Raw genomic sequence first — 15,981 nt, 5'->3', positions numbered from 1 at the left:
GTTCCTCACTGTGTGATGTGGTGGAGAGAAATCAGTGGTGGTACAGGCGGCCACCCTTGGTGGCCCGATCGGTGAGCGACTTGCTGCCGCGCCCCACGGCGACGAGGCCGGACTGGACCAGCTCGCGGATGCCGTAGGGGCGCAACATCTCCAGCAGCGCGTCCAGCTTGTCCGGTGAACCGGTGGCCTCGACGACCAGGCTGTCGGCGTGGACGTCGACGGTCTTGCCACGGAAGAGCTGCACGATCTCGATGATCTGGCTGCGGGTGGCCGGGTCGGCCTTCAGCTTGATCAGCACCATCTCCCGGCGCACGGCCGAGGCGTCCTCGAGCTCGATGATCTTGATCACCTCGATGAGCTTGTTGAGCTGCTTGGTGATCTGCTCGAGCACGTCCGGTGAGTCGACGCCGACCTGCAGCGTGATGCGCGACAGCTCGGGGCGCTCGGTGGGGCCGACGGCCAGCGACTCGATGTTGAACCCGCGGCGGGCGAACAGACCGGAGATGCGGGCCAGCACGCCGGGCTTGTTCTCGACGAGGACGCTGAGGGTGTGCGTCTGCCACCGGCGCGGGCCGGGGGCCACGTTGCTCAGGGAGGTCTCTTGGGCGTTCACAGGATCTCATCCTCCCAGTCGGGCGCCAGATCCCTGGCGATCATGATGTCGTCGTTGCTCGTACCGGCGGGCACCATCGGCCACACCATGGCGTCCTTGTGGACGACGAACTCGACCACGACGGGCCGGTCGTTGATCGCGAGGGCCTTCGTGATGACCTCGTCGACCTCCTCGGGCGTCTCGGCGCGCAGGCCGACCGCCCCCATGGCCTCGGCCAGCATCGGGAAGTCCGGCACGCGCCGGCTCTCAAGGTTCGTGTTGGAGTAGCGCCCGCCGTAGAACAGCGTCTGCCACTGCCGCACCATGCCCAGCGACTCGTTGTTGATGACCGCGATCTTCACCGGGATGCCGTTGAGGGCGCAGGTGACGAGTTCCTGGTTCGTCATCTGGAAGCAGCCGTCGCCGTCGATGCCCCACACCACCTGGCCGGGCGCACCCACCTGGGCGCCCATGGCCGCGGGGACGCAGTAGCCCATCGTGCCGGCGCCGCCGGAGTTGAGCCAGCGGCCGGGCTTCTCGAAGGGCAGCAGGTGCGCCGACCACATCTGGTGCTGGCCCACGCCCGCGGCGTAGATGGCGTCGCCGGAGAGCTCGCCGAGCCGCTTGATGCAGTACTCGGGGCTGAGCAGGCCGTCCTTCGTGGGCTCGGGATCGAGCGCGTACTTGGCCTTCAGGTGGGTCAGGTAGGTCGTCCAGGCCGAGTGGTCCGGCAGGTAGGCGCCGCGGAGCACCTCGTTCAGGTCACGGATGACGTTCTTGACGTCACCCACGATCGGGACGTCGACCGGCTTGTTCTTGCCGATCTCGGCCGGGTCGATGTCGGCGTGGATGATCTTGGCGTGCGGGGCGAAGCTGTCGAGCTTGCCGGTGACGCGGTCGTCGAACCGGGTGCCGAGCGCGATGAGCAGGTCGGCGCGCTGCAGTGCGCCGACGGCCGCCACCGTGCCGTGCATACCGGGCATGCCCAGGGCGAGCGGATGGCTGTCTGGCACCGCGCCGCGGGCCATGAGCGTGGTGACGACCGGGATCTGCGTGATCTCCACCAGCTCGGCCAGCTCCTCGAACGCCTGGGCCTTCACCACGCCACCGCCGATGTAGAGCACCGGGCGCTTGGACTGGGCGATCTGCGCCGCCGCGGCCCGGATCTGCCGCGCGTGGGGCGTCGTGTTGGGCCGGTACCCGGGCAGGTCGACCTCGCTCGGCCACGTGAAGGGCGCCGTGGACGCGAGGGCGTCCTTGCTGATGTCGACGAGCACGGGCCCGGGCCGGCCGGTGCCCGCGATGTGGAAGGCGGCCTTGACCGCGGCCGGGATGTCCTCGGCCCGCGTGACGAGGAAGCTGTGCTTGGTGATCGGGAACGTGATGCCCCGGATGTCGGCCTCCTGGAAGGCGTCGGTGCCGATGGCCGTGGAGTTGACCTGGCCGGTGATGGCGACGATCGGCACCGAGTCCATGTAGGCGTCCGCGAGTCCGGTGACGAGGTTGGTGGCGCCGGGGCCCGACGTGGCGATGCAGACGCCGACCCTGCCGGTGACCATGGCGTACCCCTCGGCCGCGTGCGCCGCGCCCTGCTCGTGGCGCACCAGGATGTGGCGGACGAGCTTGCTCTGGCCGAGCGGGTCATAGGCCGGCAGGATCGCCCCGCCGGGGATGCCGAAGACCACGTCTACACTGATCCGCTCCAGCGACTCGACGAGCGCCTGTGCTCCGGTGAGTTCTGTGGCCTGGATGGTGTCGGTCATGGTGATCATCTCCTTCGATCGGGGGGTGCAGGTCGGTGTCCTCGCAAGAAAAAACCCCCGACGCCGGTGCTGGCGTGCGAGGGAGCGCGTCGCGGCTGACGGCCGTCAGGCGACGCGCGGTACGACTACGAGGGCGGTGAACTGCACGAGCCCCACTATAGGGGCGGGCCACGCCGACTCCGCAATGTGGACGCGCCGCGTCCCGGATGGCGGACGGATCGGGCCACCCGGGAGGGATCAGTGCGTCAACGCCGCGTGCACCGCGTCGAGGTCGGTGTCGCCCGTCTTCTCGAGCAGCGCAGCCAGGCCGGGGTCGTCGGCGTAGCGCGGAATGAGGTGGACGTGCAGGTGGAACACCGACTGCCCCGCGTCCGCGCCGACGTTGGCCATGATGTTCATGCCCGAGGCGCCGAGCCGCTCGGTGAGCAGCCTGCCCGTGGCGGTGATCGCCGGGGCGAGCGAGGCGAGGACGTCGGCGTCGGCGAGCGCGTCACCCACATGGACGCGGGGGACGACCAGGGTGTGGCCCCGCTTGAAGGGCTCCAGGTCGAGGAACGCGATCGCGTGCGCGTCGGCGTACACCTGCTTGGCCGGGATCTCACCGGCGACGATGCGACAGAAGAGGCACTCGGCCATGGGGGCGTCCTTTCCGTGGGATGGGCTCGGGGCGGCGGGTCAGGCCACCGAGGTGCGGACCTCGAAGCCCGCTTCGGCGAGGCCCGCCTTCACCTCGGCGATGCCCAGCGTGCCGTAGTGGAAGACGGACGCGGCGAGCACCGCGTCCGCGCCGGCGCGGGCGGCGGCCACGAAGTGCGCGACGGTGCCGGCGCCGCCGGAGGCGATGACGGGGACGTCCACGACGCGCCGGACGGCCTCGATCATGGTCAGGTCGAAGCCGTCGGTGGTGCCGTCGGCGTCCATCGAGTTGAGCAGGATCTCCCCCGCCCCCCGGTCGACGGCCTCGCGGCACCACTCGAGCGCGTCGAGGCCGGCCGGCTTCCGGCCGCCGTGGGTGGTGACGCCGAAGCCGGACGGCTGCCCCGCCTCGCGGCGGGCGTCGAGGCTGAGCACGCACACCTGGTTGCCGAAACGCGTGGCGATCTCGTCGATCGTCTGCGGCCGGGCGATGGCCCCGGTGTTGATGCCGACCTTGTCTGCCCCCGTGCGCAGCAGGCGGTCGACGTCCTCGACGCTGCGGACGCCACCCCCCACGCACAGCGGGATGAACACGGTCTCGGCGGTGCGGGTCACGACCTCGTACGTGGTGGCGCGGGCGTCGGAGGAGGCGGAGATGTCGAGGAACGTCAGCTCGTCGGCGCCCGCCTCGCCGTAGGCCCGGGCCAGCTCGACCGGGTCGCCGGCGTCGCGGAGGTTCAGGAAGTTCACACCCTTTACCACGCGCCCGTCGTGGACGTCGAGGCACGGGATGACCCTGATCGCGACCGCCATGGGCGTCAGCTTAGGTCAGGCGAGCGGGACGTCCACGATCACGGGGACGGAGTCCAGCCGGTTCGTGACGTACATCAGCAGGTGCAGGGTGTCGCCCTCGATGAGGGCGGTCTGCACACCGGCCTCGACCCCGTCGGCGGCGTTCGGGACGGTGACGGGCTCCGCCGTCCACGCCACGCCGTCGGCTGAACGCCACACCGTGGGGACACCCCCGTCCCAAGCGCCCACCGTCACCACGAAACCGTGGTCAGGCGATGAGGTGAGCAGCGTGGCCCCGGAGCGGCCCTGGTCACCCAAGGTTCCCTGGGAGAACGTGGCCCCACCGTCGTGGGAGGTCCAGACGATCGGAGCCCAATCCGTGCTGCCTGTGGACCGGGCGTAGCCGATCACCACCACCCGGTCGCCCTCGACCCGAACGGAGTGGGCAGTGGCCGCCGCGGCTCCCTCGCTGGGCAGCGTCGTGAGCGTCCACGTCGCCTTGTCGTCGGAGCGCCACAGCGCAGGGCGGTCTCCGTCGACGCTGGTCGTGTGGCCCACCGCGAGCAACCCGCTCGGGGTGGTGGCGACCGCGCCGATGCTGCGCCCCATGTTCTCCAACCCCTCCAGGTCGGTGGCAGCGTCGTCCTCGCTGAACGAGTCTCCCCGGGCCAGGACGGAGGTGCCCGCACCAGGGGTCCACGAGGCTCCTCGCGCACTGCTGCTGATCAGGGCGTGCTGACGCACATCACCGTTCGTGGAGCGCGTCCCCACGACGATCCAGCGGTCCCCCGCCCATGTCGCGTCACTGACCTCGGAGGAGTGGTACTGGGCGACGCGGTTGAACGTGCCCGGCCCCGACTCCTCCCACGTCTCGCCGTCGGCGGAGAACAGCACCTGGGCCTCACCCGCCCGCGACCCGAGCATCAGCAACCCGGGTTCGCCGGCGTGGATGCCCCCGAACGACTCCCGCGGTTCGTCGCGCACGATGCGCGGCTCGCCGAAGGTGCCGTCCTCACCCCGGGTCCACACCCCCGTGGCCCCCTGGACGTTGCCCCAGGCCGTGAGCACGCCGTCGCGCAGCAGCAGCGCGGCCGGCTCGGTACGGGCCCCCGAGGCCTCGGGGACGGGAATGCGGAACTGCGTCCACGCCGTGGCCGCCAGGTCGTCGGTGCGCCAGAGCACCTCGTCGACGATTCGATCGGACACCCCCACGCTGAGCAGGAGCGCGCCACCCACGCCGAGCGTGTCGTTCACCCACCGTTCCCCCACCACCTCGGGCGTGACCCGCAGCTCCCACACGCCCGGCGCGCTGCGGCTGAACAACTGGATCTGGGTGGTGTTCTGCTGCACGCCGGTGGCGACCAGGAACGTTCCGCTCTCCGTCTGGGCGAGGCCCACCACCCCTTGGTCGCTCGTCAGTTCCGGCACGTCGCCCGGCGACCACGACACGGCGTCCGCACTCTCCAAGGTCCACGCCCGGTAGCTGCCACGCTCCCCCGAGAAGAGCTGTCCACCGGCAACGTAGCCGTCCGGAGTCCAGATGACGTGCGTCAACGAGGTCACGAACTCGCCGGAGTAGGCGGGCTCGGGCACGGCCTGCCGCGCCCAGGTGCCGCCGGCGTCGGTCGAGACGAACAGCAACGGCTCGCGCACGCGGCCTTCCGCAGTCATGGCGTCGAACCCGTGCGAGCCGACCGCCACCATGGTTCCGTCATGGACCGCGATGTCGGCCAGCCACCCCTCGCCCTCCAGGAGCTGGGCCTCCCACGTGATCCCGTCCGCAGAACGCCACACCGCCGGGGCGGTCGTCTGCTCCACTTCGTTCCACAGCGAGCCCACGGCCAGGAAGCCGTCGGGGGTGCCGACCACCTCGCCCACGGACGCCCGCCGGGGGTCGAGGCCGGTCATCAGCTGCCGGTCCCAGGTCTGCCCGTCCGTGCTCGTCCAGGCGATGCGGTCGTCGCCCTTCGCACCGAGGCCGAGCCACAGGCGTCCGGCCTCGCGCACCGAGACGGCGGCGAACCCCCACACCGATTCGCCGATCTGCGTCGCGTCCGCCGCTTCGTCGGAGAGCCGACCCTCCTGCCACGTGACCCCCGCGTCGGACGACCACCAGAACGAGGCGAGGTCGACCCGGCCGTTCACCTGCGCGATCGCCACCACGTCCGAGCCGTCGGCGGCGAGGGATTCCACGCTCGTGTGGACGTCGGGCTCCCGGTCGGCGAGCGCAGGGAACTGCTCGGCGGGCAGCGTGGGTGCATTGCGGGGCGGCCCCCACGGGCCGAGCAGCGAGCAGCCCGAGACGAGAGCCACCAGCACCGCAGCGAGGATGAGACGCGTCAGGCGAACACCAGGCATGCCCTCACCCTGCCGCATCACGCCGTCAGAACGCAGCACTCCAGGGGTGATCTGTGGACAACGCACCCACCGGGCACACGCCCCGCGTCAGTCGTCCTCGTTCCAGGCCGCGTCCACCACGCCGCGGCGCAGCATGCGGATGGCCTCACGGGCGCGGTCCCGCACCGGGCCGGGGCCGGCGGCGTCCGCCACCTGACCCACCAGGTCGATCACCATGCGCATCCAGCGCACGAAGTCGCCCGCGGTCAGCTCGGTGGCCTCCAGCAGGTCGCCGAGCGCCGCGCCGCCCGCCCACAGGTACGTCGCCTCGGCGAAGCCGATGTCGGGCTCCCGCCCGTCGTCCAGGCGGTGATCGCGTTCCATCAGCGACACCTCGCGCCAGATGCGGCGCACCATCGTCTGGGCGATCTCGGCCGAGCGGGTGGGCATGCGTGCCGGACGCCGCTGGTCACCGCCGCGCGCCTCGTAGGTGAGCGCGCTGATCACGGCCGCGAGCTCGGGGGCAGTGAGCTCGTCGAAGACCCCGGCGCGGATGCACTCGGCCGCCACGAGATCCAGCTCCGAGTAGATGCGGGCCAGCAGGCGGCCCGCATCGGTGACCGTCTCGGCGTCCTCGCTCAGGTACCCCAGCGCGGCGAGCACCGTGCAGATCTTGTCGAAGCGGGTGGCGATCGTGTTCGTGCGGCGCTCGGACTGCCGCCGCAGGTCGGCGATGTCGCGCTCGGTGCGCAGCGCCTTCTCCGCGGTGCGCGCGTGCGCCTCGCGGTCGGGGCAGTCGTGGCACGGGTGGTCGCGCATCGTGTCGCGCAGCCGGGCCACCTCGGCCGAGACCTGCGCATCGCGGGCGGCCGGCTGGTAGCGCTCCACGGAGGTGTCGATCGTGGCCAGGCGGGAGTGGAAGGCCGCGGCGAGGTTGCGGCGGTCCTTCGCCTGCCGGGCGTCGAAGTGCTTGGGCACCCGCATGCGGGCGGCGACCACCGGCGGGGAGGGGAAATCGGTCAGCGAGAGCTTCTTCACCTGACGCTGCTCGGTCATCACCACGGGCGCGGGCTGGTTGCGATCGCGGCCCACGCCCGGATCGATGACCACGGCCCAGCCCTCATGGCGACCGGCCGGCACGCTGATGATGTCGCCGGGCTGCACCGCGAGCAGGGCGCTGATCGCCTCCGCGCGCCGATCGGACTTCCGACTCCGCGCCGCGGCCGCTTCCAGCGCCGCGATCTCGGCCCGAATACGAGCGTATTCCTCAAAATCACCCTGCTCGCAGGCGGCATCGGCCCACAGCGCACCGACCGCCTCCGTCTTGCGCGCGATGGCCCGCGCCAACCCCACCACCCCGGCGTCGGACTGGAACTGCGCGAAGCTCTGCTCGAGCAGACCGCGCGCCTTTTGCCGGCCCACGCGGGCGACCATGTTCACGGCCATGTTGTAGGTCGGCGAGAACGACGAGCGCAGCGGGTAGGTGCGCCGTGAGGCCAGTCCCGCCACCTGCCGGGGGTCCATGTTGCGGTGCCACAGCACCACCGCGTGCCCCTCGACGTCGATACCGCGGCGTCCGGCCCGGCCGGTCAGCTGCGTGTACTCACCGGGGGTGATGTCGACGTGCGCCTCGCCGTTGAACTTGACCAGCTTCTCCAGCACCACCGAGCGGGCGGGCATGTTGATGCCCAACGCCAACGTCTCGGTGGCGAACACCACCTTCACCAGGCCGCGGACGAACCCCTCCTCGACGCACTCCTTGAACGCGGGCAGCATGCCCGCGTGGTGGGCGGCCACCCCCCGCTGCAGCGCCTCCTTGAAGGTCGAGAAGCCCAGGGCTGCGAGGTCGTCGCGGCCCAGGCCCTCGGCGGCGGCGTCCGCCAGGGCGGTCAACTGGGCCCGCTCCTGACCGGAGGTCAGGCGTATTCCAGAGCGCAGCAGCTGTTCGACGGCCTGGTCGCAGCCCGCACGGCTGAAGATGAAGTAGATCGCCGGGAGCAGACCTTCGGCCTCCAGCTTCTCCACCGCACCGTCGCGTCGCGGCACCAGCTGCGGGCCACGCTGGCCGCGACCGGCGGCGTTGCGCTCGATCCGGTCCCGCTGCCCACGCCCGCGCTGGCGGCGGGAGTCGTCGCGCACGAACCGGGACTCCTCCTTGGCGAGCCGGGTCAGCTCGGGGTTCACGTCGGCGCGCAGGGTTGCGGCGCTCCCCTCGCCGGTGAAGGCCGTGGGGGCCTCGTCGGCGAACAGGTCGTGGATGCGGCGTCCGGCCATCACGTGCTGGAACAACGGCACCGGACGCCGCTCGCTGACCACGATCGCGACGCCCCCGCGCACCTCGTCGAGCCAGGCGCCGAACTCCTCGGCGTTGCTCACGGTCGCCGAAAGAGACACCACCTGGACGCTGGGCGCGAGCCCGATGATGACCTCCTCCCACACCGCGCCGCGGAAGCGGTCGGCAAGGTAGTGCACCTCGTCCATCACCACGTAGCCGAGGTTCGCCAGCGTGGCGGAGCCCGCGTAGATCATGTTGCGCAGCACCTCGGTCGTCATCACGACGACCGGCGCCTCGGAGTTGATCGAGGTGTCGCCGGTGAGCAGTCCGACCCGGTCGGTGCCGTGGCGCTCGGCCAGGTCGTGGTACTTCTGGTTGCTCAGCGCCTTGATGGGGGTGGTGTAGAAGCACTTGCGCCCCGTGGCCAGCGCGCAGAACACCGCGAACTCCCCCACCACCGTCTTGCCTGCCCCGGTCGGCGCCGCCACCAGGACGCCTTGCCCCGCCTCGACGTGGGCGCAGGCGTCCCGCTGGTAGGGGTCGAGCCCGAACGGGTAGGCCGACGCGAAGGTGGCGAACAGCGGGCCCGGCTCCACCGGGCTCTCCTGCGGGGGACGCTCTGGGGCCGTCATGCGGCGCTCCTCTCGGGGACGATGAGCTGCAACGCTCCCGGCGCGGCCGCACAGGCGAGCGGAACCCGGCCGAGCGGCTCACCGTCGGCGGAGCCAAACAGGTCGGTGCCGTCGACGGTGACGGCGGGCGTCCGGAACCGCTCGATCGCCGGGTGATGGACGAAGCTGCCCGTGTACAGGCGCGGGAAGAGACGCAGCAGCGTCCCGGTCCGTACCGGGTGGACGATGGTCACATCGAGCAATCCGTCGGTGAGATCGAAATCGGGGGCGATGCGGATGCCGCCGCCGATCGTGCCCGCGTTGGCGACCGCGACGAGCATGGCCTCCAGCTCGCGCACCTGCCCATCCACGGTCAATCGGTAATGGAACGGACGGAACCGCCGCAGCTCGGCGAACACCGCGTAGGCGTAGGACGGCCCGGCCAGGTGCAGCGGCAGGGACGCCGCCCGCGCGGCCACCACCTCGTCGAACCCCGTCGACAGCGCGGAGCCGACCAGCGCGCTGTTGCCCTCGTTCAGATCGCCCTCCACGGTCATGAGGTCGACACGTCGCGTGTGGCCCGCGGCGATCGCGTCCACCGCCGGCCGCCAACGCCCCGGGATGCCCGCCGAGCGGGCGAAGTCGTTGCCCGTCCCGGCCGGAACGATGCCGAGCGGCACGTCGGTCCACGCGCAGGCCGACAGCCCGGCGTGAACCATGCCGTCGCCACCCAGCACGGCGGGGGCGTCGACCCCGCCCCGCACCGCGTCGCGGCACAGCCGGAAGGCGTGGTCGTAGTCGGTGGACGCCTCGACGGTGAGCCGGACGCCGGCGTCGCGCAGCCGTGCGGCGACCGGACCGACGAGCCGCCCGGCGCGCCCGTGCCCGGCGGCGGGGTTGACCACGAGGGTCACTCCCGTCATACCGGGACCACGTCTCCCCGTCTGGCCTTGCGCTTGTCGTTGACGCTGCAGATCCACTCCGCCGCGAGGAACAGCAGGGCCATGGGAATGGCCAGCGCGACCATCGAGAACGGATCGCCCCCGGGGGTCGCCGCCGCGGCGAAGACGAAGCAGCCGAAGAAGACGTAGCGCCGGGACTTCTTGAGCGCCGAGGTGGGGAGGATGCCGATCATGTTCAGCGCCACCACGAACACCGGCACCAGGAAGCCCACGCCGAACACGAGCATGAGCTGGATGAGGAGGTTCAGGAAGTTGCCGAGGTTGAGCATGTTGGTCACCTCGGTGCTGGTGGGGGTGAACCCCAGGAGCACGACGATGGCCTGGGGCACCACCCAGTACGCCAGCGCCACCCCGGCCAAGAACAAGGGAATGGCGGCCGACAGGAAGGCCAGCGCCAGCCGCTTCTCCTTGGCCAGCAGCGCGGGCACCACGTAGGCCCACACCTGGTAGATCCAGATCGGCGAGGTCAACACGAGCCCGCCGACGGCGATGATCTTGAGCGCGAGCAGGAGCGGCTCGGTGATGTCGTTCAACGTCGTGAGCACGGTCAGCTCGGGGTTGGACGCCGCCAACGCCACGCGGGCTGAATCCAACGGCGTGCTCAGCAAGTTGAACAGCGCGTTGTAGAAGAACGCACAGACCACCATGCCGATCACCACCACCACCAGCGAGAAGAGCAGCCGGTAGCGCAGCTCTCGCAGGTGGTCCGCCAGGGACATGACGCCGTCCTTGGGGACCTCCGGTGGTCTGAGCCAGGAGAGGTTCAGACGGGCCACGACGGCGTCAGATCTGATCCGGACGACGCTCGGCCTGCGGATCGACGACCTCGGCCTCGTACACCTCGGTGGTCTCGGCCTCCACGGCGGTGGCACCGGTGCTGGGGGTGCCACGCACCTCCGACTCGGCGCGGGCGCGCTCCTCGTCGGCCTTGATCTGGCGCGTCTCGTCCTTGAACTCACGCAGAGCGCGTCCGGCGTTCTTGCCAGCGCCCGCAAGACGGCTGCCGCCGAAGATGAGGAGCGCGAGCACGATGAGGATGACCCATTCCCAGCCCTGCATGTTGATCGGCATGACGATTCCCTTCCCTGGAAGTCTCGGACCAGTCTAGGCGGAGCACCGCTGCACGCTGCGGTGCGGAGTCGGTGCCGCGCCGACGCTCTCCACGATCTGGAGCAGCGCTGCCGCCCGGTCACCCCGCGTCCCGAGCTCGGTGACGAGTTTGCCCACGGCAGCGCCCACCACCACCCCCACCCAGACCATGCGCCGAACCCTACTGCACGGCCACGAACGGCAGATGAACGCGCGACCCGTCAGGGTCAGGGGTCACGCGCGCAACAGCGCGAGGGCTTCGCGGGCGGCGTCCACCGCCGATGTCGCCGCCTCGGGCGGATCCACCCGCACGACGGCCGGGCCGAGCCGCAGCAGCAGCCGACGCAGCCACGCCGGATCGGCGACCAGCAGCTCCACCCGCCACACCTGACCCGGCAGCCGCTCCACCGACACCGTCGGGTGATACTCCACGATCCAGCGGCCCGCGGCCGTCAGGTCGAGGGTGACGCGCGCGGCGTCCGGCCGCTCGTCAAGCCAGCCGGACGCCAGCGCCGGGGCCTCGCCGTGCTCACCCACCGGCTGGTCGGTCACCCGGACGCCGCCGATGCGGTCGAGCCGGTAGGTGCGCCAGCCGTCCCGCTCGGGGGCCCAGGCGACGAGGTAGCCGTAGCCGTCCCGGGTGGCGAGCTGGACGGGATCGACCACCGGCTGGGTGACCGATCCACGCGAGGCGCCGTGGTACATCAGCTCGACCGCCACCCCGGCCTCAATGGCCTCGGCGAGCCGGCCGCGGACGTTCTCCTCCCCTGCCGACACGCTCACGTCGATCCGCTCGGCACCCCCGAACAGGCTCTCCAGCTTGGCGCGGGCGCTGCGAACCGAACCGGCCAGCTCGGCGTCCGCCATCTCCTCCAGGGCACGCAGGGCCACGGCGAGGCTGGTGGCCTCCTCCATCGTGAAGCGCAGCGGGCGGGCGAGGAACTCGGCGTTGGAGAGCCGGATGCGTCCGGCGTCGAGGGCGTCCATGTCGACCTCGATGAGATCCCCGGGCAGGCCGCCGGGCAGCCCGCAGAACCAGAGCACGTTCAGGTCCGCGACGAGCTGGCGCGTCGAGACGCCGAACGTGGCGGCCGTGGCGGCGAGGTCGGCGTCCGGGTGCGCCTGCAGGTACGGCACCAGCGCCAGCAGGCGGGTGACCTGGGCCGCGCTCGTCATGCCCATGCGGCCACCGCCTCGAGGTGGGCCCGGACGGCGGCCACCAGCTCGGGCGGATCCAGGGGCAGGACGTCGGCGCCGTACCAGGCGAGGTCACCGGCGGCGTCGCGACCCAGCTCGACGCGCCACGCGCGGTAGCCCTCGGGCACGCGGGCGTCCGCGGGCTCGGCGAACCGGATCAGGTCGCCGGCCGCGCCCTCCCGGACGGCCACCAGCGCGGGGGCGTCGCGGCGGGCCTCCAGGGAGGCCAGGTGGGCGGCCACCACGTCGGGATCGGGCAGGGCGATGGTGCCGGGGTCGCCGGCGAACCGGGCCTCGCTCTCCAGGCGGGAGAGTTTGAACGAACGCCCCTCGCCCCGGGTGCGGTCGAGGCCGATGAGATACCAGGCCCCGGTGCGGGAGGTGAGCTGCCAGGGCTCGACCACCCGGGGCCGGCTGCGGTAGCGGAAGGCGACCGGACGCTGTTCCAGCGTGGCCTGCCAGAGCACCTCGAAGCCGGGTTCGTGCGCGGCGACGCTGGGTGCGAAGGCGGCCACGCGGCTGGCGTCCGGGTCGAGCCCCGAGGCGCGGAGCTTGGCGACCGCCTGCGTGGCGCGCTCGGCCAAGCGGGCCGAATCCCACACCCCGGAGGCCACGCCCAGGGCCGCCAGCTCGCCGGCGTCGAATTCCAGGGGAGGCAGCTCGAAGTCGCGCCGGCGGATGCGGTAACCCACCTCGTCGGGGAAGAGCGGGTTGTTGCTGCCGGTCTCCACGGGGACGCCGAGGGCGCGCAGTTCGTCCTTGTCGCGCTCGAAGGTGCGCTCAAACGTGGCCTGGCTCAGCCCCTGGTACCCCTCGACCAGGGTGCGGATCTGCTCGCGCTCCACGAACCGGCGCGCCATGAGCAGACAGATCGTGAGATTCAGGATCCGCTCCGACTTGCGCGCTGACACGCCCCCGAGGCTACCGGGGGTGGTGCCGCGCACCCGTCCGGCCCGCCGGTGGTGCGCCTTCTGCGACGAAAAGGCCGCACTCGATCGGAAGGTCGGTGGTCCGCTGAGCGTGCCGCGGGCGATTGACGTCGATCGAGTGTCACGTTTTCGTCGCGCCGGCTTTGCTGCGCCGTCGCGAGGCACCGCGTTCGTCGCGTTCGGCCGGACGTGCTTGAGTGGAGACCGTGACCGGCCGCTTCGCTCCCAGCCCCACCTCCGATCTCCACCTCGGCAACCTGCGCACCGCGCTGCTCGCGTGGTTGATGGCGCGGCACGCCGGGGTCGACCATCTGGTGCGCATCGAAGATCTGGACGCCACCCGCGTCGCCGCAGCCCCCGAGGTCGCCGCCCGCCAGCTCGCCGACCTGGCCGCGCTCGGGCTGGACCACGACGGGGCGGTCGTGTGGCAGTCCGAGCGCGTCGCGCTGTACGCCGAGGCCGCCGCGTCGCTGCCCACCTACGAGTGCTACTGCACGCGGCGCGAAATCGCCGAGGCGGCGTCCGCGCCCCACGACGACGGGTACCGCCCCTACCCCGGCACGTGTCGCGAGCTGAGTGAGGCCGAGCGGGCCCGCCGGCGCGCGGAGCGACCGCCGGCGCTGCGGGTGGCGAGCGATCACCGCGCAGTGACCGTGCACGACCGCTGGGCCGGCGTGGTGACCGGGGTCGTGGACGACGTGGTGATCCGTCGCAACGACGGGGCCTGGGCCTACAACCTCGCGGTGGTGGTGGACGACCTCGCCCAGGGGGTGACCCAGGTGGTCCGCGGGGATGACCTGCTCTCCAGCTCGCCCCGCCAGGCCTGGCTGGCCCGGGCGCTGGGCGGGGTGGAGCCCACCTACGCGCACGTGGGTCTGGTGGTGAACGCCGAGGGCCAACGGCTGGCCAAGCGCGACGGCGCGGTCACCTTGGCCGACCTGGCCGCCGCCGGGTGGGACGCCGGCGCCGTCCTGGCCCTGCTGGGCGCCTCGCTGGGGTTGTGCGACGCGGCGGAGAGGGTCAGCGCCCGCGACCTGCTCGACCGGTTCGACCCGGACACGGTCGATCACGGCTCCTGGACCTGGCGCGGCTGAGGCCCCGTCCAGCAGGCCGCCCCCCCTGCCGTTGACGTCACCGCCCTGCCGCTGCGAGCGCCTCCCTGCCCGAAGCCCACCACCCCAGCGTTGCAACAGCAGGGCGGTGCAGGTCGGGCAGGGCGGCGGCGCCAAGGACAGGGTGGCAGCGCCAAGGACAGGGTGGCAGCGTCAAGGACAGGGTGGCAGCGCCAAGGACAGGGCGGCGGCGCCAAGGGCAGGGTGGCAGCGTCAAGGGCAGGGTGGCAGCGTCAAGGGCAGGGTGGCGGCGCCAGCGGCAGGGCGGCGGCGCCGCCAGCGGCAGGATCAGCGGGCCTTCACGACGGCGTAGGCGTCCAGGGCGGCCCGGCGGGACTCGGCGAGGTCGACGATCGGATCCGGGTACTCCGGGGTGCCGAACTCCGGCACCCACCGGCGGACGTAGCCGTCGTCGGGGTCGAACTTCTGCCGCTGCGTCTCGGGATTGAACACGCGGAAGTACGGCGCGGCGTCCGCACCGCTGCCGGCCACCCACTGCCACGACACCGGGTTGTTGGCCTCGTCGGCGTCGACCAGGGTGTCCCAGAACCACTGCTCCCCCGACTGCCAGGGCTGCAACAGGTTCTTGGAGAGGAAGGACGCCACCACCATGCGCACCCGGTTGTGCACCCAGCCCGACTCCCAGAGCTGGCGCATGCCCGCGTCCACCAGCGGGATCCCCGTGCGCCCCCGCTGCCATGCTCGGGCCGACTCCTCGTCCGGCGCCCACGGGAAGTCGGCGAACTGTGCGCGCAGCGGCTCGGTGTCCAGGCGCGGCACGTGGTGGGTCAGGTGCCAGCAGAACTCCCGCCAGTACAGCTGCCGCACCCAGGCGGAGCGGTCGACGTCCGGCACCTCGGACGCCTCGGCCGCGGCCAGCGCCTGCCGCGGCGAGACCTCACCGAACCGCAGGCGCGGTGAGAGGCGCGAGGTCGACTCGCGATCGGGGCGGTCGCGGCCCGTCCGGTACCCCACGATGCGCTCGGGGACCTCCGCCAGCGCGGCCTCCGCCGCCATCCAACCGGGCTCCCAGTGCCGCGCCACCGTGTCCGCCCACCACTGCGGCGTCGCCGCCGACAGCGCGGCGTCGGTGCCGTCCAACAACCCCAGTTCGTCCAGCCCACAGGTGGCCGCCGACGACACCGCCGGGGCGGGCGGCGGGGCCGGGGGCGGCGGCAGGGGCGTCCCGACCGGGATCTCACCGGCGGCCCGCTGGAACGGCGTGAACACCTGGTAGTGGCTGCGCCCGGCCGGCGCGATGTCGGCCGGCTCCACGAGCAGGAACCCCGGGTGGCTGTGCACCGCCAGCCCCGCCCCGCGCAGGCTCTCCTTCAACGAGGCGTCCAGCGCGACGGAGGCCGGCGCGTACCGTCGCGTCCACCGCACCGCCGTGGCGCCCAGATCGCGCGCCACCTGCGGCACCACCTCACCCGCCCGTCCGGCGGCGAACAGCAGCGGAATGCCGAGCGCCTCCAGTTCCCCGGCCAACACCTCCAGGCTCCGGTGCGCCCACCAGCGGCTCGCCCCGCCCAACGGACGCGGGCCGGCCCCGTCGGCATCGCGTTCCTCGCGCACCCACAGGCCGATGACGGGCCCCTCGGCGCACGCCGCGCTCAGCGCCGGATGGTCGGCGACGCGCAGGTCGTCGCGGAACCACACCAGGGTCAGCTGCTCACCCATGGGCCG

At 72.1% G+C, this 15,981-nt stretch carries 14 protein-coding genes; 1 reads left to right on the top strand and 13 read right to left on the bottom strand.

Translation table 11 applies throughout. The annotated features are described in order from the left end of the window. Positions 1-31: 31 nt before the first annotated feature. From ilvN to PCC79_RS07110, 12 genes are all read right to left on the bottom strand, one after another. Positions 32-613: an acetolactate synthase small subunit gene (gene ilvN / locus PCC79_RS07165; protein ID WP_342373406.1), complete on the bottom strand. Its 582-nt coding sequence runs from the start codon at positions 611-613 to the stop codon at positions 32-34. Next, complete coding sequence (locus PCC79_RS07160; RefSeq protein ID WP_425325657.1) at positions 610-2,355, bottom strand: acetolactate synthase large subunit; 1,746 nt, start codon at positions 2,353-2,355, stop codon at positions 610-612. Before PCC79_RS07160 ends, ilvN begins: the two co-directional genes overlap by 4 nt. A gap of 237 nt (positions 2,356-2,592) precedes the next feature. After that, positions 2,593-2,991: an HIT family protein gene (locus PCC79_RS07155; RefSeq protein WP_232548122.1), complete on the bottom strand. Its 399-nt coding sequence runs from the start codon at positions 2,989-2,991 to the stop codon at positions 2,593-2,595. A gap of 39 nt (positions 2,992-3,030) precedes the next feature. After that, positions 3,031-3,804 (bottom strand): imidazole glycerol phosphate synthase subunit HisF, encoded by a 774-nt coding sequence (hisF, locus tag PCC79_RS07150; protein ID WP_232548123.1) that lies wholly within the window; start codon positions 3,802-3,804, stop codon positions 3,031-3,033. A 15-nt stretch (positions 3,805-3,819) separates the two neighbouring features. Next, positions 3,820-6,141, bottom strand: a complete 2,322-nt coding sequence (locus tag PCC79_RS07145) for a sialidase family protein (protein ID WP_342373405.1) — start codon at positions 6,139-6,141, stop codon at positions 3,820-3,822. Positions 6,142-6,228: 87 nt separating this feature from the next. Then, entirely contained in the window at positions 6,229-9,027 is a 2,799-nt protein-coding gene (locus tag PCC79_RS07140; RefSeq protein ID WP_342373404.1) for a DEAD/DEAH box helicase, read from the bottom strand. Continuing rightward, positions 9,024-9,929 carry a diacylglycerol kinase family protein gene (locus PCC79_RS07135; RefSeq protein WP_342373403.1) on the bottom strand — a complete coding sequence of 302 codons (906 nt, stop codon included), beginning with the start codon at positions 9,927-9,929 and terminating at the stop codon, positions 9,024-9,026. Before PCC79_RS07135 ends, PCC79_RS07140 begins: the two co-directional genes overlap by 4 nt. Next, positions 9,926-10,687, bottom strand: coding sequence for a twin-arginine translocase subunit TatC (gene tatC / locus PCC79_RS07130; protein WP_232548127.1), 762 nt, complete (start codon positions 10,685-10,687; stop codon positions 9,926-9,928). The genes PCC79_RS07135 and tatC overlap by 4 nt, the downstream gene beginning before the upstream one ends. Positions 10,688-10,751: 64 nt before the next feature. Next, a complete protein-coding gene (locus tag PCC79_RS07125) occupies positions 10,752-11,039 on the bottom strand; it encodes a twin-arginine translocase TatA/TatE family subunit (protein ID WP_232548128.1) in 288 nt (95 codons plus the stop codon). Between the two features lie 33 nt (positions 11,040-11,072). Further along, entirely contained in the window at positions 11,073-11,228 is a 156-nt protein-coding gene (locus PCC79_RS07120; protein ID WP_342373402.1) for a hypothetical protein, read from the bottom strand. Between the two features lie 63 nt (positions 11,229-11,291). Further along, positions 11,292-12,239 (bottom strand): helix-turn-helix transcriptional regulator, encoded by a 948-nt coding sequence (locus tag PCC79_RS07115; RefSeq protein ID WP_232548130.1) that lies wholly within the window; start codon positions 12,237-12,239, stop codon positions 11,292-11,294. Beyond that, positions 12,230-13,165, bottom strand: a complete 936-nt coding sequence (locus PCC79_RS07110) for a helix-turn-helix transcriptional regulator (protein WP_342373401.1) — start codon at positions 13,163-13,165, stop codon at positions 12,230-12,232. The genes PCC79_RS07115 and PCC79_RS07110 overlap by 10 nt, the downstream gene beginning before the upstream one ends. A 224-nt stretch (positions 13,166-13,389) precedes the next feature. Here PCC79_RS07110 and gluQRS point away from each other — a divergent pair, with 224 nt between their 5' ends. After that, the gene (gene gluQRS / locus PCC79_RS07105) at positions 13,390-14,277 is read left to right on the top strand and encodes a tRNA glutamyl-Q(34) synthetase GluQRS (protein ID WP_232548132.1); all 888 of its coding nucleotides are present in this window, start codon (positions 13,390-13,392) and stop codon (positions 14,275-14,277) included. 306 nt (positions 14,278-14,583) lie between these two features. Here the strand turns inward: gluQRS and PCC79_RS07100 are convergent, their stop codons facing one another. Then, on the bottom strand, positions 14,584-15,975 hold the full coding sequence (locus PCC79_RS07100) for a deoxyribodipyrimidine photo-lyase (RefSeq protein WP_342373400.1): 1,392 nt from the start codon (positions 15,973-15,975) through the stop codon (positions 14,584-14,586). Positions 15,976-15,981: the final 6 nt, after the last annotated feature.

It is taken from the genome of Propioniciclava soli, from assembly GCF_038502305.1.
In the GTDB taxonomy this organism is placed as follows: domain Bacteria; phylum Actinomycetota; class Actinomycetes; order Propionibacteriales; family Propionibacteriaceae; genus Propioniciclava; species Propioniciclava soli.
The sequence above is the reverse complement of the archived record's forward strand: the minus strand, read 5'-3'. Positions and strand labels throughout refer to the sequence as shown.